Source organism: Pseudomonas sp. LBUM1660, from assembly GCF_059695935.1.
This window is the reverse complement of the sequence record NZ_CP166795.1, coordinates 5,321,244-5,346,295: the sequence shown is the minus strand read 5'-3', so window position 1 is coordinate 5,346,295 and position 25,052 is coordinate 5,321,244. Positions and strand designations below refer to the sequence as shown.

The following is a 25,052-nucleotide window of genomic DNA, read 5'->3' as shown; positions in this document are numbered from 1 at the left end:
TTAACAGAGACTGCGCCGACGCCAGTGGTGGAAATACAACTGGCCGTCGGCGTTCGGCGATTCTTCGTAGCCGCAGATCCAGCCGCGACACTCCCGGGACCCGCACTGACAGGCGAACTGGCGCAGCAGTTTGTCTTCGGTCGTGGCGTAATCCATCGTCAGGGTGTCGCCTTTCTTAATATCCTTCAGTGCCCACAACCACAGCTCGCTCATGTCGAAAAAGACATTGGGGTCACAAGAGTGACTGAGCAGACCGCTGAAGTGTGGGTCGTAGACGTGGATACCAGGCGCCAGTTGCCGGGTATGTGGATGGCGATAAGGCAGGAGATGCCCCGACACGCGGCAGATTCGGCTGATCCGTGGAAATTCGCGCAGGGCTACGATAGCCACCGCCAATCCACTGGCGTTGTAGATAATCTCGAAATCGTCCCGGGAGGGAAATCCAAGGCCCAGCGGTAGCTCCGGGAAGGGATAGATTCCATCGGGAGGTTGCGCAACGGTCCCGTGCAGGGAATGAGGTTTCATAACGATCCTTGTCGGCAGCGCGTTGCGACTTCCCAAACTGACGTCCTGTCAGCCCTGCAACACAGAGGTTTACCTCAAGATCTCGCAAATTAAACGACAGGTCTACTGTCAGAACTGACAGGAGGGAAGTGCGCTTTTGCGCGTAAGCCTTCACTCACGCGCAAACGTGCAAGGGCGATTACAGCGCTGGTACAGGGGCCGCAGTCTCAGGCGCCGGGGCTTGCAGCTGTTTGAGTTGCGCCTGGATCGGCGTCGTCGCGCACTTGGCCACGGCTTGTTCAGGCGTCAGGTTGCGGATTGAGGTGTAGAACAGCTCGCAGGTTTTTTCTTTCTGGGTCACCTGCCACGTCTGGGTACAACCTTTCAGTTGAACGGTCGGGTCGGTCCCGGGTTTGCTGCCCATACCGGCCTGCCAGCAGGCGGCGCTCAAGTCCTGGCCCATGACTTTAAGCCCCGCGGCGTCGGCCTTGGCCTGAGCATCGTCGCCGGTGTAGCTCTCCGGGTTGGCGGCGTACCAGATGTAACTCGGGTGGTTGGAACCCAGCACCGGCACTTTCACTCCCTCGCTCGGGCTGATCGTGGCCAGACCGAGCACATTCACGGTCGGACCATATTGCTGCTTGATCCAGTTACGCACCGGAGCGCCGAACGCGACCATCGGCAATGCGGCACCGCGAGCGTTCTGGCTGACCTCTTTGACCATGGTGGTCTGGTAGTCCTTGAAGTAGTCGTAGACGCCTTCCAGATCCTTGCCCGCACTGGCCGGCGCCGCAATCGGTGCGATATCGATGATGGTCTGGTAGCCCGGCGTCTGATCGGCGGGGATACCGTTGTCGGTCAGCAGCGTGGCCCAGCGATCCGTGGTGGCGGAGCGCAGGTAATCCTGGGCTTGCGTCAGGGAGTAATCCGGCGGGAAATGCAGCAGCTCGACGCTCTTGCGGTTTTCCAGGGCCATGCCCAGCGGCAGGAACAAATACCAGCTGTAAGCCCACTTGCCATCTACGTTGAGCTTTTTGGCGCCGGTGTAGGCCAGATCACCGGCATTGAGCAGCGCGGCCAGGGGTTTTTCGTAACCCTTCGGCACACCGCTGATGTCGGCGTAGAGCTGATCGTTATCGGTCTTGACCCGCACTTTCGCGGAGCTGTAGCCATCGCGCTGCACGCTTTGGGTCAGGTAGTGCTCGACGGTCTGCTCAAGCGTCCAGTTGCGGAAGCAAACTACGTTGCAGTTGTTGGGGTAGGCGAACAGCCGCGTGACGCGTTCGGTGCTGCCCAGTTTCAGATCGACATTGGCGTGGGCGGCGGCGCTTAGGGTGAGGGCCGCGAGGGTAAGTCCTGTCAGTTTGAACATGCTCAGATCCTTTTCAGCGTGGGTCCGCGTTGATCGCGGGCGATAGTTACTTAAGCAGATCGGCCGGCAATCGCTCACCTGAACATCAAATGAGTCAGGTGATACTCCGGGAAATACATCCGGCACACGAAGATGACGCCGACCATCACCAGCAAAAACACTAACTGCAACGGACTGAAGTGCGCCCAATGCAGCGCGGTCAACCATGGACGCCGAGCAGCCAGTTCAGGATCAAGCTGACCGATACGGCGCTTGTGCAAGAGTCCGATTAGCATAAAACCGACATAAGTCGCCATGCCCGGCCAACCCAACAGAAGCCCGAACAGCAGCGTGAGGACGGCTTGCGGAGCACCATGTCGGATCACCAGCCAGCGGGTATCCGGGTTCCAGTGTCGGGGGACCAGGCCTTCGGTCAGCCACAGGTCCTGGACAATGAAATGCGCGGTGTACGGCACCCACCAGCTCATGGTTGATCGGAAAAACCAGACCGGCGCGCAGGCGAATACCAACGGGATGAATATCATCGGGATGCTGATGCTGAAGCCTTTGGATTTGTACTCGGTCGGGAAATAAAACAAAAACAGCGCCAGTGCGATACCCGCCCAGACTTGCACCCAGGTTTCGGCGGCAATGGGGCGCGGCAGGAAACGTCGCCAGTGGAAAACATCGGCGTGGGGCAACCGCAAACGCAGTTCTGGGTAACGCCACTTAAGGGTTTGCGCAAGGTCATGGCAGGCCTGCCATTCGTTCTGGCCAAAGCCGTCGACCATTTTCTTCTGTTGCCCGGGCTTCATCGGGTTCATCAGCAGATGCGCAGCCTGAACATCGGCGGGCAGCCAGGTCCGGTTGTCTTGTGCCTTGACTTGCAGGCTTGCGTAGAAGCTTTCCTGATTACAGCGCTCGATCAGTGCCTGCCAGAGCGACGCTGGTTCAGGATGAATGCCTTTTTTATCGTCCCAGCCAAACACCTGACCGACGTGGTCGAACAGCGGCAGGCTCCATTGGGTGTCGTTGAACAATTGCAGAAGGATTCGCTGCCACTCCTGGCGTCGATCGAACACCTGCAGCCAGGGTTGTGCGGCGTAACTTTTGAGCTGCGTCAGGAATTCCCGCTCCTTGCCGGCTTCGAGCAACTCCTGCAACGCCTGCCGATAATCCTGCAGCAAACCACTGGCGAGAGCGTCTCGCTGCCAATCGGTCATCTCGACGTTTTGCCAGGGCGCGAGCCAATCGAGGTGCTGGACCGCCCAGGTGGCAATCGAATTGCGCAAGCCCGGGTGATCGAAGCACAACGCCAGCAGCAATCTCTCAAACGCTTGGGCGCAGTGCTGTTGTTGCGCTTGCGTCCAGCGTTCGGTCAGATTTTGCTCAGAGAGCCCATCGAGCAATGTGCGCGCTGCCAGCTCGTCCTGCGTGATGACCGGTTCGTGCAGGGGCGCGGGATCGGATGGTGCAAGGTTCAGCGAGCGAAGAGGGCCCGGACTTTCAAGGCTCAGCGGACGCAGCTCGAGCACATCGGACCACGCCTGGAGGTTGGCATGATTTGGCTGTTCGCCGACTTCGACCGTCGCGACTTCAGGTTCTTCGGCGGCATATTCGGCCCGCCATTGCACAACATCCAGCGCTCGCTCATAGGCTTCGCGCAAGCGTTGAAAGCCTTCGGGATCTTCATCGGGCCGGAAGGTTTTCAGCAGCCGCGCATAGCTTCGCTTGATGGTGCGCGCATCAGCGTCTTCGGGCAGTTCCAGCACAGACCAGCAATCCATGTTGCTGCTCCTTAGTGCCAGAGACCGTTGTCCAGCGTGCCCAGTTGCTGGGTCAGTTCGCTGCGCGCTTCACGGATCCGCCGTTCATCCTGCGAATCAAGCACGTGCTGAAACTGTTTGGCCCAATGACCGATCTGTTCACGCATCTGCCCCAGACTTTCCTGATAGAGACGCTCAAGGCGTGCGGTCAAAACGGTATTGACCTGTTGATCGCGCGGATGAATCTTCAACAGCGCCAGGCCCTCCAGTCGCTGCTGAATCTCCTCGGGTGTGAGCACGCCGGGATTGTTCTCGATGACCAGCGAATGCTTGTCGCCCGTCAGCGGGATGACCACTTGGGCTTCGAGCAACCCGTTGTTGTCGTAGGTGAAACGCACATCGAGGGCGACTTCGCCGGCCTTGCGTTTCGGCACCTTGATGTCAAGTTCGCCCAATGCCACGTTGTCTTTGACCAGGCGGCTTTCGCCCTGAAAGATCTTCAGCCGCACCTGGTCCTGATTATCTTGCAGGGTGTATACGGTTTTCACCCGGCTCACCGGCACGATGCTGTTGCGCTCGATGATCGGCAGGTAATGTCCGCTTTCGTATTGCTGGCCGATTTGGGTCGAAGTTTCGATGCCCAATGTGTAGGAACAGACGTCGGTCAGCACCACTTCTTCCAGCGCGGCGGAGCGTGCTTTCAAGGCTGCCTGGATCGCCGCACCGTGGGCCACGACTTCGTCCGGGTCGAGACTGATTGAAGGAAAACGCCCAAACAGGCCGGCCGCCAGTTTGCGAACCAGCGGCATGCGCGTCGTACCGCCCACCAGCAGGATTTCGTCGAGGTCACTGACCCTAATCCGCGCGTCTCTCAGGGCTCGTTCGATCGGTGTGCGCAGGCGTTCGAGCAATGGCGTGTAGAGCGTGGCCAATTGCGCTTGGGTGATGCTTTGCGTCCATTGCTGGCCGTCGACCCGCAGGCTGAATTCGGCGCTGCTGTCCTGGCCCAGGGCTTTGCGCACGCGCTCGGCCTCGCGACGCAACGGCTGGATGATGCTGGCGCGGTCAGGAAAGTTATCGGTGTTGCGATGGTGCTCGAGAAAATGCTCAAGCAGCACGCTGTCGAAATCTTCGCCGCCCAGGAAGTTGTCGCCCGCGCTGGCGCGCACTTCCATGACCCCGTCGAACAGCTCCAGGATCGACACATCGAAGGTGCCGCCGCCGAGGTCGAACACCAGGAACGAGGTTTCCTTGTCCCGTTGGTGCAGCCCATACGCCAGGGCTGCCGCGGTCGGCTCGTTGATCAGCTTTTCAACCTTCAGACCGGCCAGTTCACCGGCAATCCGCGTGGCCTTGCGCTGGGCATCGCTGAAGTAGGCCGGCACGCTGATCACCGCTTCATGCACGGTTTCGCCAAAGGCCCGTTCGACGTCTTCCTTCAGGCTTTTGAGCACCAGCGCCGAAAGCTCCTCGGGGCGGAATGACCTGTCTCCCAGCCGCACTTCCGTGGCGCTGCCCATGTGCCGCTTGAACAGCGAAGCGGTCTGGCGCGGGTGGGTGTGCAAACGCTCGCGGGCGGCCTGACCCACCAACACGCGGCCCTGATCATCGAGACCCACCACGCTAGGGGTGAGAAACTGGCCCAGGGCATTGGGCACCAACTCGCTGGACTCCCCACGCCAGACGGCGACGAGGCTGTTGGTGGTCCCCAAGTCAATCCCTACGATCATTACGATGAACTCCCTTTCCGGCCTGCAAAAAGTTGAAACAGATAATATTCGCGCAAGGATATTACCGGAGTAGCGGGGCGGTAAAGGAAAGTAGTGGCACTGAGCTATTATTTGCTACGGAACGTGGTTTGGCGTGCAGGGATTGACGAATTACGTCTTCGAATACAGCCGAGCCCTAATGTGGGAGCGGGCTTGCTCGCGAAAGCGATGTATCAGTCACTAATGATGTTGACTGTCGCACCGCTTTCGCGAGCAAGCCCGCTCCCACAATGGTTTTGTGGTGATTATCAGGTTGGGTTAAGGCATCACCGGCGCCGTATACGTCAACGTCGTCCCCAGCGCCCACAGCAGAAACAGCACCAGCGGCGTGTGCACCAGCAATTGCACGAACGAAAAACCGATCAAGTCCCGCGCCTTCAATCCGAGCACGCCCAGCAGCGGCAGCATGTAGAACGGGTTGATCAGGTTCGGCAGGGCTTCAGCCGCGTTGTAGATCTGCACGGCCCAACCCAGGTGGTAATTCAGGTCGGTGGCCACCTGCATGACGTAAGGCGCTTCGATGATCCATTTGCCGCCGCCGGATGGGATGAAGAAACCGAGAATCGCCGAGTAAACGCCCATCAGCAGCGCATAGGTGTCGTGGGATGCAATGCTGACGAAGAAGGTCGAGATGTGGTGGGCCAGGGTCTGCGCGTCAGTGCCTTTGACCGTGGTCATCAGCGCAGCGATCGAGCCGTAGAGCGGAAACTGGATCAGCACGCCGGTGGTGGTCGGCACCGCTCGGGACACGGCATCGAGGAAGCTGCGTGGACGCCAGTGCAGCAGTGCGCCGAGCATGATGAACAGGAAGTTGTAGGTGTTCAGGCCCGAGATCGCGCTGATCGCCGGCTTGGTCGAAAACTCGTGGAACAGCCATCCCGCCGCCAGCAGTACCAATAGAATCGTCAGCAGCGGGCTGTGCTCCAGCCATTCGCCGGGACGGGTGCGCGGTTGCAGCGGTGGCAGGTTGAAACTCGGGTCGATGCCGCAGGCTTCGGCGTCGCGGGCTGTTTTCGGCCCCGGCGCGGTGGCGTAGGCAATGATCAGCGAAATCACGATCAGTGCCAGCAACATGACGCCGGACTGCCAGAGAAAAATGGTCTGGGTGAACGGAATGACGCCGGTGATCGACAGAATCGACGGCGGCAGGCTGGCCGGGTTGGCCTGCAATTGCGCGGCGGACGACGACAGGCCCAAGGCCCACACGGCGCCAAGGCCCAGATAGGCGGCAGCACCGGCGGCGCGGTAATCCATTTTCAGGTCGGTGCGGCGGGCGAGGGCGCGCACCAGCAGGCCGCCGAACACCAGCGACAGGCCCCAGTTCAGCAGCGACGCCACCATGGAAATCAACGCGACCCAGGCCACGGCCGAGCGCCCGTTTTTCGGGATCCGGGCCAGGCGGTCGATGAGTTTCACCGCGGGCGGGGAGCTGGCGACGACATAACCGCCGATGACCACGAACGCCATCTGCATGGTGAATGGAATCAGGCTCCAGAACCCATCACCGAACGCCATGGCCGCGTCAGTCGGTTTGGCGCCCATGGCCAGGGTGGCCACGGTCACGATGATCACTGCCAGCGCGGCAAATACCCAGGAGTCGGGGAACCAGCGTTCGGCAAAACTTGAACAGCGCAGGGCAAAGCGGGCGGAGCGGGTATCTTCGATATCAGCGGCCACGGGAGTACCTCGAGTTTTTATGTTTATTGTGGTCTTTGGGGCGGCAAAGGCCCGTCTGGACAGGTGCCAACAGTAAATCAATCAGTCATATTCTGTGACGAAGATTAACCAGACTGAGACTTTGGTCTAACGGGTTGTCGGTGGGCGCGTTTGCGTAGACCATGGGCGCCTTGGTTTTTTGCCCGTGCCAGAGTTCTTTTCATGACTGCCAATACCGATTCGCGCCCGGCGCCGTTCAGCCGCTCGGACTACAAGACCCTTGGCCTGGCGGCCCTTGGCGGTGCGCTGGAAATCTACGACTTCATCATTTTCGTTTTTTTCGCCCTGACCCTTAGCCAGTTGTTCTTCCCGCCGGAAATGCCCGAGTGGCTGCGCTTGCTGCAAAGCTTCGGGATTTTCGTGACGGGGTATCTGGCGCGGCCTTTGGGCGGCATTCTGATGGCGCATTTCGCCGACCGGCTAGGGCGCAAGAAGGTCTTCAGCCTGAGCATCCTGATGATGGCGCTGCCGTGCCTGCTGATCGGTATCATGCCGACCTACGCCCAGATCGGCTATTTCGCACCGCTGCTGCTGTTGGTCCTGCGGGTCCTGCAAGGTGCTGCGGTCGGCGGTGAAGTGCCGAGCGCCTGGGTGTTCGTCGCCGAGCACGCGCCGGCCGGGCATCGCGGTTATGCCCTGGGTTTCCTGCAGGCCGGGCTGACCTTTGGCTACCTGATCGGCGCCCTGACCGCGACCTTTCTGGCGCAGGCGTTCAGCCCGGCAGAAATCCTCGATTACGCCTGGCGTTATCCGTTCCTGCTGGGCGGCGTGTTCGGGGTGATTGGCGTCTGGCTGCGCCGCTGGCTCAGCGAAACCCCGGTATTCATGGCGATGCAGGCGAAGCGTGATGCCGCCGTCGAACTGCCACTGCGCACGGTCTTGCGTGAACATCGCCTGGCGATTCTGCCGGCGATGCTCCTCACCTGCGTGCTGACGTCGGCGGTGGTGGTGTTCGTGGTCATCACCCCGACCATGATGCAAAAAACCTTCGGCATGACCGCCAGCCATACCTTCGCCTTGAGTGCCTTGGGCATTGTGTTCCTGAACATCGGCTGTGTACTCGCCGGGCTGCTCGTCGACCGCATCGGTGCCTGGCGCACGGTCATGCTCTATAGCCTGCTGCTGCCGCTGGGCATCGGCGTACTTTATACGTGCCTGATCACCGGGGGCGAATGGATCGGCTTGGCCTACGCGATTGCCGGCCTCGGTTGCGGGGTCGTCGGCGCGGTGCCGTCGGTGATGGTCAGCCTGTTTCCGGCGCGGATTCGCGTCTCGGGCATTTCCTTCACCTACAACATTGCCTACGCAGCGTGGGCGAGTGTCACACCGTTGTTGCTGATCGGTCTGATGCCTTGGAGTCCGTGGATTTGCGTGATCTTCAGTGCGGTGATGGGCGCGGTGGGCGTGAGCAGCGCGGCGTATTTCGGCACACGGATGCCCCGGGTTGAACATTGCCCGGCCGCTGGCGCGGCGTGAGTAAACAGCCTGATAGGCGTGCCACAACTATTTTTGTAGGACAACCCTGAAGCAGGCTTCAGAAAACATCCGCAAGGCCGATGGCTAAGCTATATGCCGCTTTCTATCCCTGTCCATCGGTGCTTTCCATGTTCAACAAACGCTTGAAGCAGGAGCTGTCGGCTCTTCGCGAAGAACTCTCCAGCCTTCAGCAAGTGAAGGAAAGTCTGGAAAGCGAGATGCTGGTGCTGACCCTCGATCCCGATGGGCGGATTCAATCGGTCAACCAGAACTTCCTCGGCGAGATGCTCTACAAGAGCAGCGACCTGATCGGCCGGCAAATCGAAGACATCGTCCCGGCCCATGTGAAATCGGACGAATTCCACCACCGCTTCAAGGCTGCGCTGACCCGTGGCGAGCATTTCGCCGGCACCGTGCGTTTGTTGCGTGGCAATGGCCAGGAAGCCTGGCTGCGCTCGATCGCGCAACCGGTGCGGTCTTCGGAAGGTCGGATCAAGCACTTCTCGATTTACTCCAGCGACCTGACCCGTACCATCGAGGCGTCCCGTGAGCATGAGAACCTGATCGGCGCGCTGGTGCGTTCGACGGCGGTCATCGAGTTCGATCTCAATGGCAACGTGCTGGCGGCCAACGAGCGGTTCCTCAGCGGCATGGGTTACAGCCTGGCGCAGATCAAAGGTAAACATCACCGTACATTCTGCGAACCAGAGGATTACAACAGCGCTGAGTATCAGAACTTCTGGCGACGCCTGAACGCCGGGGAGTTCGTCGCTGGCCGGTTCAAGCGTGTGGACAGCCACGGTCGTATGGTCTGGCTGGAGGCGTCCTACAACCCGGTGGTGGACGCCAACAACACACTCTACAAAGTGGTGAAATTCGCCACGCTGATTACCGATCAGGTCAATCAGGAGCAGGCTGTCGCCGAGGCGGCCAACATCGCCTACAGCACCTCTCAGCAAACCGATCAAAGCGCCCAGCGCGGCACCGCCGTGGTGACTCAGGCGGTGGACGTGATGCGTGACCTGGCCCGGCACATGCAAACTGCCGGCGAAGGCATCGAAGCGCTGAACGAGCAGTCGCTGGTGATTGGCACCATCGTCAAAACCATCAGCGGCATTGCTGAACAGACCAACCTGCTGGCGCTTAACGCGGCCATCGAAGCGGCGCGTGCCGGTGAGCAGGGCCGAGGTTTTGCCGTGGTCGCGGATGAAGTCCGGCAACTGGCTTCACGCACCAGCCAGGCAACCGATGAAATCGTTGGCGTGGTGCGCCAGAACCAGGACATGGCGCGCAATGCCGTGGCCCTGATGACCGACGGCAAACTCCAGGCTGAACAAGGTCTGGCGCTGGCGGCGGAGGCGGGCACGGTGATTGTCGAGATCCAGGACGGTGCGCAGAAAGTGGTCAACGCGGTCGGGCAGTTTGCCAACCAACTGGCGACTTGATACCTGACCTCCTGGCGGAAATCGCTACAATCAGCGTTTTGCCCCAGGAGCAGCCCTCATGAGCGTTTCTCATCGCCGTCCGGTTCCCTTGTCCAAGGCTTATCGCTTGCTCAATCACGGGCCGACCGTGCTGGTCAGCGCGGCACATGATGGCCAGCGCAACATCATGGCCGCCGCCTGGGCCATGCCGCTGGACTTCGAACCGCCGAAAATCGCCGTAGTGCTGGACAAGTCCACCTGGACCCGACAACTGCTGGAAGCGTCGGGCACCTTCGTGCTGAACGTTCCCTGCGCGGCCCAGGCCGATATCACCCAGACCGTGGGCTCGACGTCGGGCCTGGAACTGACCCAGGGCCAGGGCCTGGACAAGTTTCAGGTGTACGGCCTGCAGACGTTCAGCGGTGAACTGATCGACGCGCCGATGCTTGAAGGCTGCGTCGCCTGGCTGGAATGCCGACTGCTGCCGGAGCCCAGCAATCACCAGCAATATGACCTGTTCCTGGCCGAGGTGATTGCCGCCCAGGCCGATGAGCGCGTATTCAGCGAAGGCCGTTGGCACTTCGAGGGACACGATGCATTACGCACCCTGCACCATGTGGCGGGCGGGCATTTCCTGGCGATCGGCGACCCGGTGGAAGGCAAGACCTTGCAGCCATAAACCGGCTGCCTTTCACACCCATACGTCATTCTGCGCCGTGCGTTCGCCACCCTCACTGCCGGTGTTCAGTACACCCTTGGGTTCGATCAGCAGCAGTTTCACTTCCTGTTCCGCGCAGGGTTTGTGCTCGACACCCTTTGGCACCACGTACATTTCGCCCGCGTTCACCAGCACGTGGCCATCGCGAAAGTCGATGCGCAGCTGCCCTTCGAGCACGATGAAGGTCTCGTCGGTATCCAGGTGATCGTGCCAGATGAAATCTCCCAGCAATTTCACCACTTTGAACTGGTAGTCGTTCATTTCGGCGATGACCCGAGGGCTCCAGTGCGAGTCGATCCGGGCGATTTTTTCAGCGAAGTTCAGGCTTTGGTAGGCGTTCATGAAGCAAGCTCCCGTGGTTGATCGTGAAGCCACGATAGTCAGCACGGCAGCAGGCTTCTTGTACGATTGTGCGCGCTCAGCGGTGGTGCATTTTCATCCAGCGGGCCGGTGACAGGCCGTAGGTCTTGCTGAATTGCCGGGTCATGTGGCTCTGATCGGTGAAACCGGCGATCAGTGCCGCACTGACCAGTGACTGGCCCTGGATCAGCAGTGCGCGGACCAGGTCCAGGCGGCGCATGGTCAGGTATCGATAAGGGCTGGTGCCGAACAGCAGGCGAAAATCCCTCGACAGACTCCAGCGATCCCGACCGCTGTGTTGCGCCAGTTCCTCCAGCGTCACCGTGCGATCCAGAGCGCTGTGGATGAACTCGCGTGCGCGCTCCGCGGCCACATAATCGAAGCTTTTGCGCTGGGTGGAGGACGCTCCCGAAACGCTGCTCAAGGCCTGCGCCAGGTCGAACAGTGCGTCCTGTTCTTCCAATGGATCGAGGGGGCAATCCAGGCTTCGCAGCAGCACATCGGTGGCGGCGAACAGGCGTGGGTCGGTCGACAATCCGGTCTTGATGAACGGCAGCGGCTGCCCGCCGAGCATTTGCTGGATCAGCGCTGGCTCGATGTACATCATCCGGTATTTGAAACCGGCCTCGGTGCCGGCCTCGCCATCGTGGACTTCGTCCGGGTGCAGCACCAACGTTCCGCCCGGCAGACTGTGGCGCCAGCCGCCGCGGTACTGAAAACTCTGCACGCCGGCCAGGGTCCGGCCGATTGCGTAGGTGTCATGGCGGTGAAGGTCGTAGCCGTGGCCGGCAAAAAACGCCTCGAAACGCTGAACCCCGCCCACGTCGGGGGCGCGGTGGAACCAGTCGATGGGAGGCTTGTGCTTGGCCATGGTGTCGTGTTCTTGAACGCAATGGAGATCACGGTAACCCAGTGACCAGCCACCTGTCTTCCGGCCGACAAAACCCTCGGGGTTAGTAGAAAACCGCAGGCAAATGTTGCAAGGTGTCGAGCATTCTCTGCAGCCTGAAAGCCGTCGGGGCGCGGGTACGTATGATCGTTCGTTGAGGTGTCTGGTATGAGCAAGCTGCGGGTCGGGATTATTTTTGGTGGTCGTTCTGCGGAGCACGAAGTGTCGCTGCAGTCGGCGAAAAACATCGTCGATGCGCTGGATCGGTCGCGCTTCGAAGCGGTGCTGATTGGTATCGACAAGCAAGGCCATTGGCACCTCAATGACCCTTCGAACTTCCTGCTCAACCAGGAAAATCCGGCCCTGATCGCCCTCAACCAGTCCAACCGGGAACTGGCCGTGGTGCCGGGCAAGGCCAGCCAGCAACTGGTCGAAACCTCCGGCCAGGAACTGCTGGGTCACGTCGACGTGATTTTCCCGATCGTGCACGGGACGCTGGGTGAGGACGGTTGCCTGCAAGGCCTTTTGCGCATGGCGGATTTGCCGTTTGTCGGCTCCGACGTGCTCGGCTCGGCGGTGTGCATGGACAAGGACATCAGCAAGCGCCTGCTGCGTGACGCCGGGATTGCAGTCACCCCCTTCGTGACCCTGACCCGCGCCAGTGCCGCACGCACCGGGTTCGCCGAGGTCCAGGGCAAACTCGGCCTGCCGCTGTTCGTCAAACCGGCGAACCAGGGCTCATCCGTGGGCGTGAGCAAGGTTAGCGACGAAGCCGAGTATACGGCGGCAGTGGAGCTGGCCCTGGGTTTCGATGAAAAGGTATTGATCGAATCCGCCGTCAGCGGCCGCGAGATCGAGTGCGCGGTACTCGGCAACGAGGACGCCATCGCCAGCGGGTGTGGCGAGATCGTAGTGCGCAGCGGCTTTTATTCCTACGACAGCAAATACATCGACGCTCAAGCGGCAGAGGTCGTGGTGCCGGCGAACATCAGCACCGAAGCCAGCGAGCGCATCCGCGCCTTGGCCGTCGAAGCGTTTCAGGTGCTGGGCTGTTCCGGGCTTGCGCGGGTCGATGTGTTCCTGACCGACAGCGGCGAAGTGCTGATCAACGAAATCAACTCGTTGCCCGGCTTCACCCGCATCAGCATGTACCCCAAGCTCTGGCAGGCCACCGGCATGACGTACAGCGAGCTGGTCAGCCGCTTGATCGATCTGGCGCTGGAGAAGCACAAGGCACGGCAAGCGCTGAAGATCACCCGATAAGCGGCGCGCGACTATTCAATCAAGGATTTATGGATGAGCGATTCAACGGTGTACCTGTTTTCCTACGGCACCTTGCAGGACAAAGCCGTGCAACTGGCCAACTTCGGGCGCGAGCTGACCGGCAGTGCCGATGCGATGCTGGGGTACGAGCAGTCCTGGGTCGAAATCACCGACCCAGAGGTGTTGGCCACCAGCGGCAAGACCCACCACCCGATTCTTCGTCCGGGCAGCGCCAGCAGCGCGCCGATTCCGGGGATGGTGTTCCAGATCACACCCGAGGAACTGGCGGCCGCCGACAGTTATGAAGTAGCGGATTACAAGCGTGTCAGCGTAGTCCTTCAATCCGGGATTGAAGCGTGGGTGTACGTGAGCGTGTAGTGTGCCTGCGTGATATCCGATGAGCCGGGGAGGGGAGATTTTCAGCGTCGGCCAGTACGATTCGACCGACGTTTGATCAAGCTTGTTTCAGAGGTTTAATCAGGCTCTCTGCTGGTATTCCGAACAGATCATGTAGTTTCCATATCATCGGGAGCGTCAACGCACGCTTGCCATTAAGCACTTCGTAAACCCGGTTTGTCCGGCCAATGGCAGGCGCAAGGTCCGCTGCGGAAAGACCTGATTGTTCCATGCGGAATTTTATCGCATCGATTGGATTGGGCAGATCAACTGGAAACTGCTTCGATTCATAAGCTTCGATCAGTGTGATCATGATGTCGAAATAATCCCCTTAAGGCGTACCAGGCTCTGGCTCATTGTCGAAAAGGGCAGATACAGTCTTGAGGGCTGCGCGGTAGTCCTCGTCGGTGTGAATCGGACGAATGTTCATTGGTTACTCCATCTCGACGGTATCGGCGTCGATTGCGTCGTACTGCTTGTGAGTGCCGAAAAATTTTATGTAAACGGCGCCGAAGCGATAAGCGACAGCGACTTCGGATGGCCGAATTGATGCGAAAAATGATCTTTGAACTCTATCGAAGAAGCAGTGGTTTGCAGGTAGGAAAAGTCGGCGCAAGATAGCCGATCCGGATTTATTACGTAAAAAAAAGGCCTACCTCCCGGTAAGCCTTTTCCACCCTGCGCAGGACTCAATCCCCCAACGCTGCACCCTCGCGCCGAGGATCGGCCCCACCTGCCAACGACGCTTTCCCCTGCGCATCCTTCACCCGAACAATCGCCTGGGTGCCGCTGGTCATGTCGATCTCGCTGACGCTGTGCCCTTTGTCCTTCAGCGCCTGAATGAGCCCAGCGCTGAACTGCCCCTCTTCCAGCTCCGTCGGGCCGTTGCGGCTGCCGAAGTTGGGCAGGCTGATGGCGGCTTGCGGGTCGAGGTTCCAGTCGAGCAGGCCGATGGTGGATTTGGCGACGTATTCGATGATTTGCGAACCGCCCGGCGAGCCGATGGTGGCGAGGAAATCGCCGCTCTGGCGATCGAAGATCAACGTCGGTGCCATGGACGAGCGGGGGCGTTTGCCGGGTTCGACGCGGTTGGCGACTTTCTGCCCGTTTTCTTCGGGGATGAACGAGAAGTCGGTCATCTGATTGTTGAGCAGGAAGCCTTGCACCATCACGTGCGAGCCGAACGCGGATTCGACGGTGGTGGTCATGGACACCGCGCCCCCTTCGTCATCGACCGCTACCACTTGCGAGGTGGAGATGCGCAGCGGCGAACGGTCCGGTGCGTAGGCGACCTTGATGCCCGGCGGGGTGCCAGGTTTGGCCGTACCCATGCTGCGATCGCCGATCAGGGCTGCGCGGCTGGCCAGATAGGTCGGGTCCACCAGGCCTTTGACGGGGACGGGCACGAAGTCGGCGTCGGCCAGATAAAGCGCGCGGTCGGCGTAGGCCAGACGCTCGGCTTCGGCGATCAGGTGCACGGCTTCTGGCGTCGGCTCGGTGCCGGCGGTTTTGTCGGTCTTGACCGGCTTCATTGGGGCCAAGGCAAAACGCTGATCGCGAACTTCCAGCGCCTGGAGTGTGCCGAGGATCTGCGCCACGGCGATCCCGCCCGACGACGGCGGTGGCATGCCGCAGACCTGCCAGCGCTTGTAGTCGGTACACAGCGGCGCGCGCTCCTTGGCCGTATAGCTTTGGAGATCGTTCAGCGACAGGCTGCCGGGGTTGGCGTGGCCCTGAACCTTGGCGACGATTTCTTGCGCAACCGGCCCTTTGTACAGCGCGTCGGGACCTTCTTTGGCGATGCGCTTGAGCACGGCGGCCAGTGCCGGGTTTTTCAGCTGAGTACCGGCCGCTTTCGGGCTGCCATCGGCATTCAGAAAGTACGCCACCATGTCCGGCGAGCGTCGCATGGAAGCGTCTGAAGCGATCAGCTGATGCAGGCGCGGCGAGATGGCGAAACCTTGCTCCGCGAGTCTGATGGCCGGTTCGAACAGCTGCGCCCACGGCAGACGACCGTGTTGCTGATGGGCCAGCTCAAGCGCCCGCAACACGCCGGGCGTTCCCACTGAGCGACCCCCAATCTGTGCCTGGGTGAAGGCCATCGGTTTGCCGTCAGCCTGTAGGAAAAGCTTCTCCGTGGCGCCGGCCGGTGCGGTTTCGCGACCGTCGTAAGTGCGCACGTTCTTGCCATCCCACAACACAATGAACGCGCCGCCGCCGATGCCCGAGGATTGGGGTTCCACCAGCGTCAGCACTGCTTGCATGGCAATCGCGGCATCAACCGCTGAGCCACCCTGACGCAGCATCTCGCGGCCGGCTTCGGCCGCCAGAGGGTTGGCTGCCGCCGCCATGTGTTTCGCGGCGTGCCGGGTTTGCAGGTCGGTGCGATAACCCGAGGCGACTTCCGGCGCAACCGGCAGCGTTGACGCCGGTGGGGCATTGCATGCAGCGAGGGTCAGCGCGGTGGCGATCAGCGAAAAGGCTGACAGGCGATAGCGGCTCAAGCGAAAGGCTGAGAACACGTTGACACTCCGTCCGTGGGAAAAGATTAGGGGACTTTATCGGCCGACAGGGCGTGGTGCAAACCACGGATGACAGCCAAGACGCTTTTGCCCTTCATGAGTTGACGGATTTTCTGTAGGGTCGAGGGCATCAGACGGGTCAGAAGATCAACAAGAGGCAGCCATGCAGACCGAGTTTCCCACGCAGCCGAGTTATCGCACGCAACGTGAACAGTTCCTCGTGGCAGCGACCGCGGCCGGAGCGACATTGACCGAATATCCGCACCCACTCAAAGGACCCTTCGGCGAGCCCTTGAGCACCGATGTGGCGGTGTTGGGGGATCCGGGTGCCAAGCGATTGCTGATCGCGTTGAGCGGCACCCATGGGGTGGAAGGTTTCTACGGCTCCGGGTGTCAGATCAAGTGGATGCAGGAGTTGAGCAAGCGTTCACTGCCGGCCGATGTCGCGGTGGTGATGATCCACCTGATCAATCCCTGGGGCACTGCATGGCTGCGTCGGGTCAACGAAGACAACATCGACCTGAACCGCAATCACCTGAACTTCCAGCGTCCGCTGCCGGACAATCAGGCTTACGCAGCGCTGCATGACCTCTATGCGTTCACTGAGTTGCGGGGCCCCGAACGTGACCGCGCCGACGCCTTGCTCGACGGGCAGATTCGCGAACACGGCTGGCCAGCGGTGATGTCGATTGTCGAGGGCGGCCAACACAGTCATCCCGATGGCCTGTTTTATGGCGGGCTGGCGCCGAGCTGGTCGAACCGCACGCTGCACGAAATCCTGCAAAAACATATTGCCCACGCCGAGGTCGCGATGTGTTTCGACTTGCACACCGGCGCTGGCGAGTACGGTCATCCGATGTTACTGACCATCACCGAGGCCGCTTATCCCGCGCTGCCCGATGCGCAGGCCATCTACGGTCCGTGGCTCTACACGTTGCTGACCGGCGCCGACACTTTGAGCGAAACCGGTGTGGCGGCCACCGCGACGGGCTACACCTCGCAGGCACTGATCACTGCGTTGCCCCAGGTAAAACTGATGCCGTTTGTGATCGAGTGCGGGACTTACCCTGGGGCGGATGTTCATCGCCATTTGCGCGATGACCACTGGCTGCATCTGCACGGCAATCCAAGTGATGCGGTGGGGCGTGAGATCAAACTGAACCTGCTGGAGCAGTTCTATCCTGCCGACAGCGACTGGCAGGCGATGGTCTGGCTGCGGACTTGGCAGATTTGGGAGCGAGCGTTATCGGCGTTGCCGACGGTTCGTTCCTGAGGTGCTGTTCGAGGCACTTTTCTCGAGGCATAAAAAAACGGCCTACCTTTCGGTAAGCCGTTTTTAGTACTTGGTGGCTACACAGGGACTTGAACCCCGGACCCCAGCATTATGAATGCTATGCTCTAACCAACTGAGCTATGTAGCCAAGTGGCGCGCATTATTCACCGGTAATGCAGATGCGTCAAGCGTAAATCCAAAATATTTCTCTACGCTTTCAACCGCTTATCCACCTGAGCCGAATATTCGGGCCGGGGGAGGGCGTCAACTGAGCTGAAATCTCCCGGTATTGGCACTCAAGGCCTTGCTGCCCTGGCTCAAGGTGTCCGCCGCCAGGTTCACCGCCCGCGCGCCTTCGAGCAACCTTACGGCTGCCTGATCGACCTGCTGGATGTTGCCGCTGACTTCATCGGCGGTGCAGGCCTGTTCCTCAACCGCCGTGGCGATCTGCGCCAGGGTGTCGGTGACGCCTTGTACCGCGTGGGCGATTTCCCCAAGGCGTTCGCCCAGGCCGGTGACCGACTGGGCATCACTTTGCGCCTGGCTACAGGCCGCTTCCATCAGGCTGACCGCCTCATTGACCGTGCTGCGCAGGCTGTCGACAGTGCCGGCGATCTGCGCGGTGGAGGATTGGGTGCGTTGCGAGAGGCTGCGCACTTCATCCGCCACCACCGCAAAGCCGCGACCTTGTTCGCCAGCGCGAGCTGCCTCGATCGCCGCGTTGAGCGCCAACAGGTTGGTCTGCTCGGCCACGCCGCGAATGGTGTCGACCACCAATTGAATCTGTTGTCCTTGTTCGCTGACCCGGCCGAGTGCCGCCGCCGTGTCGTTCAAGCGCTGGTTGAGCTGCTGAATGCTCGCTGTGGTGCGCTGACTGTCACGACTGCTGTCGGCCGCAATGCGTTGGGTGTGTTGAGCACTGCCGGACGCCTGTTCGCAACTCTGGGCGACACCTTGAGAGGTCGCGGCCAACTGCGTGGCCGCAGCGGCGATCTGGCTGATCTGCAATTGCTGCGCTTCAACTTCGCCCAAGGCGCCGCTGGAGTGATGGTTGAGGGTGCGCACCGCGTTGCTCACCTGCAAGGTTTCGTGATCGACCCCCAGCAAACTGTTGCGCAGCTGCACCACGGCGACATTCAGGGCGGTGCTGATGGCCGCCAGTTCGTCGCGCCCCTGCACTGGCACTTGCAGGCTGAGGTTGCCGTCGCGCAAGGCTTCGGCCAACAGGGTGATGCCGCTGGCGCTGCGACGGATCGAGGCCTGCAAGCAGATGAACAGGTACAGCGCGGCCAGCAGCAGGCAGCCAAAGATCGTCGCCACCAGAATGAACTGGCGAATCGCCGATCCGTGGTAGTAATCCAGACGTTGATCCAGCGAAACCAATGACTGCTGGCGTAGCGAGGCGAGGTCGGTGAGCAGGCTGTCGAGGCTGCGCTCGAATTCTTCCGGCTTGAGCTTGATGCTGCCGCCGAAGACGCCGTCATCGAGGACTTTCAGTTCAGCGTCGAGATGCTTGAGGCTATCGTGGTATTGCCCGGCCCAGCTTTGCAACGCGCTGGGCAGGCGCGCTTCCAGGAGGCTGGCGGTTTTCGCCAGCTGTTCCCGGGCATCGCCGATACGACTGCGTAAATCGCGCAATTGCAGACGGCTTTGCAGGGTGAACTGCCCGGACACCACCGACGCTTGGCCGACACTGGCCAGGCGGCCGACCCGCTCAATCAGGTCCGGCGCATGCTGTGTCGAGATTTGCGTCAGCAGGTAGGTTTCCAGCCACGGCGCGAGCGTCAGGCGATTGTCCATGGCGATCTGCTCACGCAAGGCTTGCAGCGCACTCAAGGCATTGGTGAAACGATCGTAGCCATCTGGCCACCAACCGACGCTGCTCAGGCTTTTCGAGTCGAGGCCGTTGAGGGCGGTTTGAAGGGCCTGATAACGGGTCAGGGTTTCGCCCTCGGCGCCTTCAGTTTTCAGCGCATTACCGAGGTCCGAGGTGGCTTGGGCGACGGCGGGTTGAACCGCATCGAACGCGGCCATCGCGGCAAGGGTCGCAGGGGTTGGCTGGCGATTGGTTTCCGTCGCGCGCCAGCGGGCAGCGCGGTCACGTTGGGCCGCGAGCAGGTTATCGAGTGCATCCAAGGCGAGCAGTTGACGAACACCGGCACGTTCGCCGGAGATCAAATTAAGTTTGGCGCGATAGTCCTGACCGATCATCAACAGGCTGCCTGCCAGCGGCAGGATAAACAGCAGAAACAACAACTGAAATTTGCGTGCGAAGCCAAAACGGCCCAGCAACCCGATCCCCGGTGATAAAAAAGCCTGCATGCCCCATGACTCCTCTGGACACCACGCACCATTGGCGTGCGTCGGGGTCGTTGCGACCGCGACTTGTGCCCTTTTAAAAGGCCTCGAAAGTTCACCCTTGTCAGCTCTGTAGGCCGACTCTGTGGCGAAACTTCCCATTCTCGGTCCCCTTTGTAAGGGGCCGCGTTGAAGCGGATTAACAAGGCAAGATTCAGACCATGGCGTTGCGCTATCACCTTCTCGGCGATGAATGTCGAGGTCGTTAGCAGGCTAAGGGGATGGCGCTGCTGCACTGAAAAATGGCACATTGATGCACCTGCCCGTGTGCACCCATCCGCTGTACGGAAATTCTCATGGCTATCAGTAACGCTCAGACCGGCGCGACGTCGGCACCCGCGACTTCACAAAGCAGCCCTCTGGTCATGCGCATCATCGGCGCGGTGGCGCTGGCGCATTTGATCAATGACCTGATCCAGTCGGTTCTGCCGTCGATTTATCCGATGTTGAAGGCCAACTATGGCCTGACATTTACCCAGGTTGGGTTGATCACTTTGACGTTCCAGCTGACGGCTTCACTGTTGCAGCCATGGGTCGGTTACCACACCGATCGCCATCCCAAGCCCTGGCTGCTACCGGCGGGAACCGTCTGCACGCTGATCGGTATTTTGATGATGTCGGTGGTCGGCACTTTCCCGCTGATTCTGCTGGCGGCGGGTTTGATCGGCATCGGCTCGTCGACTTTTCACCCGGAAGCTTCTCGCGTGGCGCGACTGGCTTCGGGCGGACGCTTCGGCCTGGCGCAATCGACCTTTCAGGTCGGCGGTAATGCCGGCTCGGCCTTCGGTCCATTGCTGGCGGCGGCGATCATCATTCCCTTCGGCCAGGGTTATGTGGCGTGGTTTGGATTGTTCGCCGTGTTTGCGCTGTTCGTGCTCTATCGGATCAGCCGCTGGTACGCCAACCACTTGAACCTGTTCAAGCTCAAACAAGGTCAGGCGGCGACACACGGCTTGTCGAAACGCCGGGTGATCAGCGCGCTGGTGGTGCTCGGGCTGCTGGTGTTCTCCAAGTATTTCTACATGGCCAGTTTCACCAGCTACTTCACCTTCTACCTGATCGAGAAGTTCGACCTGTCGGTGGCCAGTTCGCAGCTGCATCTGTTCCTGTTCCTGGGCGCCGTGGCGGCGGGGACCTTCTTCGGTGGGCCGATTGGCGACAAGATCGGGCGTAAGGCGGTGATCTGGTTTTCGATCCTTGGCGTGGCGCCGTTCACGCTGATCCTGCCTCACGTCGACCTGTTCTGGACCAGCATTCTGAGCGTGGTGATCGGCTTCATCCTCGCGTCAGCCTTTTCGGCCATCGTGGTTTACGCACAGGAACTGGTGCCGGGCAATGTCGGGATGATTGCCGGGGTGTTTTTCGGATTGATGTTCGGTTTTGGCGGGATTGGTGCGGCGTTGCTCGGGCATCTGGCGGATGTTCACGGCATCGAATACGTGTACTTCCTGTGCTCGTTCCTGCCGTTGTTTGGGGTGTTGGCGATCTTGCTGCCAAGAACCAAGAAGGCGTAGCACCGCTCCACCTATAGGAGCGTGGCTTGCCCGCGAAGAACGATGACGCGGTGTTCCTGGCAAACCGCGTAACGGCCTTCGCGGGCAAGCCTCGCTCCTACAGGATTAGGTATCGCCCGGATTTCAGGCACAAAAAAGCCGCGTATCAAACGCGGCTTTTTCTTGTGCAGCTGCTTCGTCTTGAAAACTTAGACGTTGAAACGGAAGTGCATCACGTCGCCGTCTTTAACGATGTAGTCCTTGCCTTCCAGACGCCATTTACCGGCTTCCTTGGTGCCGGCTTCGCCCTTGTACTGGATGAAGTCGTCGTAGGCGATGACTTCGGCGCGGATGAAGCCTTTTTCGAAGTCGGTGTGGATCACGCCAGCGGCTTGTGGCGCGGTAGCACCCACGCGGACGGTCCATGCACGGACTTCTTCGACACCTGCGGTGAAGTAGGTCTGCAGGTGCAGCATTTCGTAGCCAGCGCGGATTACGCGATTCAGGCCAGGTTCTTCGAGGCCCAGGGCTTCGAGGAACATGTCTTTTTCTTCACCGTCTTCCAGCTCGGCGATTTCGGCTTCGATCTTGTTGCAGACCGGAACCACCATGGCGCCTTCTTCTTCGGCGATGGCTTTGACGATGTCCAGCAGCGGGTTGTTCTCGAAACCGTCTTCAGCGACGTTGGCGATGTACATGACCGGCTTGGTGGTCAGAAGGTGGAAGCCACGAATCACTGCTTTATCGTCGGCGCCCATGTTCTTCATCAGGGTGCGCGCAGGCTTGCCGAGGGTGAAGTGAGCGATCAATTGCTCCAGCAGGCCTTTCTGGACCACGGCCTCCTTGTCACCACCCTTGGCGTTGCGAGCGACTTTCTGCAGTTGCTTCTCGCAGCTGTCGAGGTCGGCGAAGATCAGTTCCAGGTCGATGATTTCGATGTCGCGTTTCGGGTCGACGCTGTTGGAAACGTGAATCACGTTTTCGTCTTCGAAGCAGCGGACCACGTGAGCGATAGCATCGGTTTCACGGATGTTGGCGAGGAACTTGTTGCCCAGGCCTTCACCTTTCGAGGCGCCGGCCACCAGGCCAGCGATGTCGACGAATTCCATGGTGGTCGGCAGGATGCGTTTTGGATTGACGATGGCTGCCAGGGCTTCCAGGCGCGGATCCGGCATCGGCACGATCCCGGTGTTCGGCTCGATGGTGCAGAAGGGGAAGTTCTCGGCCGCGATCCCGGATTTTGTCAGGGCGTTGAACAGGGTGGACTTACCGACGTTAGGCAGACCGACGATGCCGCAATTGAATCCCATGGTGTTTCCCCGAGGAGTTAGAGTCAGGCCTTCTGGCTGTGCAGGTTTTTCATCGCGCGGTTCCATTCCCCGGCGAGGATATCCGGCAGCACGCCGAGGGCAAAGTCGATGCTGGCATCGAGTTTTTCCTGTTCGGCGCGTGGCGCACGACCCAGGACGAAATTTGAAACCATACTGGCTACGCCCGGGTGGCCAATGCCAAGCCGCAAGCGATGAAAGGTATTCTGATTGCCCAGTTGCGCGATGATGTCGCGCAACCCGTTGTGACCGCCGTGGCCGCCGCCCTGTTTGAGTTTGGCAACGCCCGGTGGCAGGTCGAGTTCGTCATGCGCCACGAGGATTTCTTCAGGCGTGATGCGGAAGAAACCGGCGAGTGCCGCGACGGCCTGGCCGCTGCGGTTCATGTACGTGGTGGGAATCAGCAGACGAACATCCTGACCCTGATGCGAATAGCGCCCGGTCAGGCCGAAATATTTGCGATCGGCCACAAGGTTTACGCCTTGCGCGTTCGCGATGCGCTCAACAAAAAGGGCCCCTGCGTTATGCCGGGTCTGTTCGTATTCAGCGCCTGGATTTCCCAGGCCAACGATCAGTTTGATGGCAGTCACGATAGGGGCCCTTCCTTGGAGTGGTGGATAACATCGCCGCAATCAGTGTGTGCGGCGAAAGTGGACGAAAATTGCTCATTTACCATTATGTAAACTCCGCGTTCTCGCCCGCTTTCTCGCTACGTTCCAGTCCGCGATGTTACTTGATCACTCCGGCATGACAGAGTGAATTACTCTGCTGCGCCTTCTTCAGTAGCTTCTGGAGCAACACGTGGAGCGTGGACGTTGGCAACAGCCTTGTCATCGCCGTGTGCCAGAGCAACAAACTCAACGCCTTTAGGGGCTTTGAGGTCGGACAGGTGAATGATCGAACCGACTTCGGCGTTAGCCAGGTCGACTTCGATGAATTCAGGCAGGTCTTTTGGCAGGCAGGTCACTTCGATTTCCGAAACAACGTGCGAAACTTCGCCGCCTTTCTTGATCGGGGCTTCTTCACCAACAAAGTGTACAGGCACGATAGCGGTCAGTTTCTGGCCAGCTACAACGCGCACGAAGTCAGCGTGCAGTACATGGCCTTTGGCCGGGTGACGCTGCAGAGCCTTGATGATTACGTTTTGCTTGGTGCCGCCAACGTTCAGCTCGATGATGTGGCTGTAAGCCGCTTCGTTTTCGAGCAGTTTGGCAACTTCTTTAGCCAGCATGCTGATGGATTCAGGGGCTTTTTCGCCACCGTAAACTACAGCTGGAACCAGGCTTGCGAGACGACGCAGGCGGCGGCTCGCACCTTTCCCCAGGTCGGAACGCACTTCAGCATTCAGAGTAAAATCGTTCATGTTGTATCTCCAAAATAACCACATTCGCCCCAGCGGTTGCGACCAGCGCTAAAGGCGATATGGGCAAAAAAGCCCCGCCCCGACAGGAATGCCGGGGCGGGGCGCTTTTCGTCAACGAGACAGTCGAGAAGGGCAGGGCCCTTAACGGAACATCGCGCTGATCGATTCTTCATTGCTGATGCGGCGGACCGCCTCGGCAACGACCGGCGCGATATCCAGTTGACGGATACGCGAGCAGGCTTGAGCAGCAGCGGACAACGGGATGGTGTTAGTCACCACCAGTTCGTCCAGCATGGAATTTTCAATGTTTTCGATCGCCCGACCGGACAGCACAGGGTGTGTGCAGTAGGCGAAAACCTTGGCAGCGCCATGCTCTTTCAGGGCCTTGGCCGCGTGGCACAGAGTGCCGGCGGTATCGACCATGTCATCGACCAGAATACAGGTACGCCCTTCGACATCACCGATGATATGCATCACTTCAGAGTGATTGGCTTTCTCACGGCGTTTGTCGATGATCCCGAGATCAACGCCCAGGGATTTGGCAACAGCACGTGCACGCACGACGCCGCCAATGTCCGGGGACACGATCATCAGGTTTTCGAAGCGCTGATCTTCAATGTCATCCACCAATACTGGGGAGCCGTAGATGTTATCTACCGGAATATCGAAGAAACCCTGGATCTGGTCAGCATGCAGATCAACCGTGAGAACACGGTCGATGCCGACTACGGTAAGCATGTCAGCAACGACTTTCGCGCTGATAGCCACACGTGCGGAACGCGGACGGCGATCCTGACGGGCATAACCAAAGTAAGGAATAACAGCAGTGATACGAGTAGCCGAGGAGCGGCGGAAGGCATCAGCCATCACTACCAGTTCCATCAGGTTATCGTTGGTCGGAGCGCAAGTCGGCTGAATAATGAAGACATCTTTACCGCGGACGTTTTCATTGATCTCTGCAGTAATTTCGCCGTCGGAAAACTTGCCGACAGAGATGTCACCGAGAGGGATATGCAGCTGACGTACAACACGCCGAGCCAGATCGGGGTTAGCGTTCCCCGTAAAGACCATCATCTTGGACAC

The 25,052-nt window shown here is 59.9% G+C and carries 20 protein-coding genes, 1 tRNA gene and 3 pseudogenes; 8 read left to right on the top strand and 16 right to left on the bottom strand.

Annotation, left to right across the window (positions count from 1 at the left end):
• The 5 genes from ACA068_RS24785 to ACA068_RS24765 all read right to left on the bottom strand — a co-directional run bounded on the left by ACA068_RS24785 (position 1) and on the right by ACA068_RS24765 (position 7,067).
• Entirely contained in the window at positions 1-525 is a 525-nt protein-coding gene (locus ACA068_RS24785; protein ID WP_497305452.1) for an SET domain-containing protein-lysine N-methyltransferase, read from the bottom strand.
• 178 nt (positions 526-703) lie between these two features.
• On the bottom strand, positions 704-1,876 hold the full coding sequence (locus ACA068_RS24780) for a hypothetical protein (protein WP_497305451.1): 1,173 nt from the start codon (positions 1,874-1,876) through the stop codon (positions 704-706).
• Positions 1,877-1,950: 74 nt separating this feature from the next.
• Entirely contained in the window at positions 1,951-3,642 is a 1,692-nt protein-coding gene (locus ACA068_RS24775) for a J domain-containing protein (protein ID WP_497305449.1), read from the bottom strand.
• Positions 3,643-3,653: 11 nt separating this feature from the next.
• Positions 3,654-5,351 (bottom strand): molecular chaperone HscC, encoded by a 1,698-nt coding sequence (locus ACA068_RS24770; protein WP_497305447.1) that lies wholly within the window; start codon positions 5,349-5,351, stop codon positions 3,654-3,656.
• Positions 5,352-5,648: 297 nt separating this feature from the next.
• Positions 5,649-7,067 (bottom strand): short-chain fatty acid transporter, encoded by a 1,419-nt coding sequence (locus ACA068_RS24765; protein ID WP_497305446.1) that lies wholly within the window; start codon positions 7,065-7,067, stop codon positions 5,649-5,651.
• A 201-nt stretch (positions 7,068-7,268) separates the two neighbouring features.
• Here ACA068_RS24765 and ACA068_RS24760 point away from each other — a divergent pair, with 201 nt between their 5' ends.
• From ACA068_RS24760 to ACA068_RS24745, 4 genes and pseudogenes are all read left to right on the top strand, one after another.
• Entirely contained in the window at positions 7,269-8,582 is a 1,314-nt protein-coding gene (locus tag ACA068_RS24760) for an MFS transporter (protein WP_497305444.1), read from the top strand.
• 80 nt (positions 8,583-8,662) lie between these two features.
• Positions 8,663-9,487: pseudogene (locus ACA068_RS24755) on the top strand (PAS domain-containing protein); the annotation flags it as partial.
• Between the two features lie 84 nt (positions 9,488-9,571).
• Complete coding sequence (locus ACA068_RS24750; protein WP_497310660.1) at positions 9,572-10,027, top strand: methyl-accepting chemotaxis protein; 456 nt, start codon at positions 9,572-9,574, stop codon at positions 10,025-10,027.
• A 58-nt stretch (positions 10,028-10,085) separates the two neighbouring features.
• Complete coding sequence (locus ACA068_RS24745) at positions 10,086-10,685, top strand: flavin reductase family protein (RefSeq protein ID WP_497305442.1); 600 nt, start codon at positions 10,086-10,088, stop codon at positions 10,683-10,685.
• A gap of 12 nt (positions 10,686-10,697) precedes the next feature.
• Here ACA068_RS24745 and ACA068_RS24740 read toward each other — a convergent pair whose 3' ends face one another.
• A complete protein-coding gene (locus ACA068_RS24740; RefSeq protein WP_497305441.1) occupies positions 10,698-11,066 on the bottom strand; it encodes a cupin domain-containing protein in 369 nt (122 codons plus the stop codon).
• A gap of 76 nt (positions 11,067-11,142) precedes the next feature.
• Complete coding sequence (locus ACA068_RS24735) at positions 11,143-11,955, bottom strand: AraC family transcriptional regulator (RefSeq protein ID WP_497305439.1); 813 nt, start codon at positions 11,953-11,955, stop codon at positions 11,143-11,145.
• A 186-nt stretch (positions 11,956-12,141) separates the two neighbouring features.
• Here ACA068_RS24735 and ddlA point away from each other — a divergent pair, with 186 nt between their 5' ends.
• Positions 12,142-13,236 (top strand): D-alanine--D-alanine ligase, encoded by a 1,095-nt coding sequence (ddlA, locus tag ACA068_RS24730; protein ID WP_497305437.1) that lies wholly within the window; start codon positions 12,142-12,144, stop codon positions 13,234-13,236.
• Positions 13,237-13,269: 33 nt separating this feature from the next.
• Positions 13,270-13,614, top strand: coding sequence for a gamma-glutamylcyclotransferase family protein (locus ACA068_RS24725; RefSeq protein ID WP_497305435.1), 345 nt, complete (start codon positions 13,270-13,272; stop codon positions 13,612-13,614).
• 76 nt (positions 13,615-13,690) lie between these two features.
• On the opposite strand, the pseudogene ACA068_RS24720 reads toward ACA068_RS24725, so the two are convergent.
• The 3 genes and pseudogenes from ACA068_RS24720 to ggt form a co-directional block, all read right to left on the bottom strand.
• Positions 13,691-14,062, bottom strand: a pseudogene (locus ACA068_RS24720) (helix-turn-helix domain-containing protein).
• Between the two features lie 3 nt (positions 14,063-14,065).
• Positions 14,066-14,164 (bottom strand): annotated as a pseudogene (locus ACA068_RS24715) (type II toxin-antitoxin system HigB family toxin); the annotation flags it as partial.
• A gap of 157 nt (positions 14,165-14,321) precedes the next feature.
• The gene (ggt, locus tag ACA068_RS24710; protein ID WP_497305433.1) at positions 14,322-16,154 is read right to left on the bottom strand and encodes a gamma-glutamyltransferase; all 1,833 of its coding nucleotides are present in this window, start codon (positions 16,152-16,154) and stop codon (positions 14,322-14,324) included.
• A 163-nt stretch (positions 16,155-16,317) separates the two neighbouring features.
• Here ggt and ACA068_RS24705 point away from each other — a divergent pair, with 163 nt between their 5' ends.
• Positions 16,318-17,427 carry a DUF2817 domain-containing protein gene (locus ACA068_RS24705; RefSeq protein WP_497305431.1) on the top strand — a complete coding sequence of 370 codons (1,110 nt, stop codon included), beginning with the start codon at positions 16,318-16,320 and terminating at the stop codon, positions 17,425-17,427.
• 71 nt (positions 17,428-17,498) lie between these two features.
• Here ACA068_RS24705 and ACA068_RS24700 read toward each other — a convergent pair.
• Both ACA068_RS24700 and ACA068_RS24695 read right to left on the bottom strand, forming a co-directional pair.
• Positions 17,499-17,575 (bottom strand) — tRNA-Met (locus ACA068_RS24700).
• A 116-nt stretch (positions 17,576-17,691) separates the two neighbouring features.
• Positions 17,692-19,749 (bottom strand): methyl-accepting chemotaxis protein, encoded by a 2,058-nt coding sequence (locus ACA068_RS24695; RefSeq protein WP_497305430.1) that lies wholly within the window; start codon positions 19,747-19,749, stop codon positions 17,692-17,694.
• A 332-nt stretch (positions 19,750-20,081) separates the two neighbouring features.
• On the opposite strand from ACA068_RS24695, the gene ACA068_RS24690 reads away from it, so the two are divergent.
• Entirely contained in the window at positions 20,082-21,299 is a 1,218-nt protein-coding gene (locus ACA068_RS24690; protein ID WP_497305428.1) for an MFS transporter, read from the top strand.
• A 188-nt stretch (positions 21,300-21,487) separates the two neighbouring features.
• On the opposite strand, the gene ychF is transcribed toward ACA068_RS24690, so the two are convergent.
• From ychF to ACA068_RS24670, 4 genes are all read right to left on the bottom strand, one after another.
• Entirely contained in the window at positions 21,488-22,588 is a 1,101-nt protein-coding gene (ychF, locus tag ACA068_RS24685; RefSeq protein ID WP_497305426.1) for a redox-regulated ATPase YchF, read from the bottom strand.
• Positions 22,589-22,611: 23 nt separating this feature from the next.
• Positions 22,612-23,196 (bottom strand): aminoacyl-tRNA hydrolase, encoded by a 585-nt coding sequence (pth, locus tag ACA068_RS24680; RefSeq protein WP_008153430.1) that lies wholly within the window; start codon positions 23,194-23,196, stop codon positions 22,612-22,614.
• 170 nt (positions 23,197-23,366) lie between these two features.
• Positions 23,367-23,969: a 50S ribosomal protein L25/general stress protein Ctc gene (locus tag ACA068_RS24675; protein WP_027925948.1), complete on the bottom strand. Its 603-nt coding sequence runs from the start codon at positions 23,967-23,969 to the stop codon at positions 23,367-23,369.
• A gap of 141 nt (positions 23,970-24,110) precedes the next feature.
• Positions 24,111-25,052: a ribose-phosphate pyrophosphokinase gene (locus tag ACA068_RS24670; protein WP_003208392.1), complete on the bottom strand. Its 942-nt coding sequence runs from the start codon at positions 25,050-25,052 to the stop codon at positions 24,111-24,113.

What these genes read in the sequence shown, in the direction of transcription:
- ACA068_RS24785 (WP_497305452.1), bottom strand. Translation starts at nt 525, where the DNA reads ATGAAACCTCATTCCCTGCACGGGACCGTTGCGCAACCTCCCGATGGA.
- ychF (WP_497305426.1), bottom strand. Translation starts at nt 22,588, where the DNA reads ATGGGATTCAATTGCGGCATCGTCGGTCTGCCTAACGTCGGTAAGTCC.
- ACA068_RS24675 (WP_027925948.1), bottom strand. Translation starts at nt 23,969, where the DNA reads ATGAACGATTTTACTCTGAATGCTGAAGTGCGTTCCGACCTGGGGAAA.
- ACA068_RS24770 (WP_497305447.1), bottom strand. Translation starts at nt 5,351, where the DNA reads ATGATCGTAGGGATTGACTTGGGGACCACCAACAGCCTCGTCGCCGTC.
- ACA068_RS24705 (WP_497305431.1), top strand. Translation starts at nt 16,318, where the DNA reads ATGCAGACCGAGTTTCCCACGCAGCCGAGTTATCGCACGCAACGTGAA.
- ACA068_RS24740 (WP_497305441.1), bottom strand. Translation starts at nt 11,066, where the DNA reads ATGAACGCCTACCAAAGCCTGAACTTCGCTGAAAAAATCGCCCGGATC.
- ACA068_RS24745 (WP_497305442.1), top strand. Translation starts at nt 10,086, where the DNA reads ATGAGCGTTTCTCATCGCCGTCCGGTTCCCTTGTCCAAGGCTTATCGC.
- ACA068_RS24775 (WP_497305449.1), bottom strand. Translation starts at nt 3,642, where the DNA reads ATGGATTGCTGGTCTGTGCTGGAACTGCCCGAAGACGCTGATGCGCGC.
- ACA068_RS24780 (WP_497305451.1), bottom strand. Translation starts at nt 1,876, where the DNA reads ATGTTCAAACTGACAGGACTTACCCTCGCGGCCCTCACCCTAAGCGCC.
- ACA068_RS24735 (WP_497305439.1), bottom strand. Translation starts at nt 11,955, where the DNA reads ATGGCCAAGCACAAGCCTCCCATCGACTGGTTCCACCGCGCCCCCGAC.
- ACA068_RS24725 (WP_497305435.1), top strand. Translation starts at nt 13,270, where the DNA reads ATGAGCGATTCAACGGTGTACCTGTTTTCCTACGGCACCTTGCAGGAC.
- ACA068_RS24760 (WP_497305444.1), top strand. Translation starts at nt 7,269, where the DNA reads ATGACTGCCAATACCGATTCGCGCCCGGCGCCGTTCAGCCGCTCGGAC.
- ddlA (WP_497305437.1), top strand. Translation starts at nt 12,142, where the DNA reads ATGAGCAAGCTGCGGGTCGGGATTATTTTTGGTGGTCGTTCTGCGGAG.
- ACA068_RS24695 (WP_497305430.1), bottom strand. Translation starts at nt 19,749, where the DNA reads ATGCAGGCTTTTTTATCACCGGGGATCGGGTTGCTGGGCCGTTTTGGC.
- ACA068_RS24690 (WP_497305428.1), top strand. Translation starts at nt 20,082, where the DNA reads ATGGCTATCAGTAACGCTCAGACCGGCGCGACGTCGGCACCCGCGACT.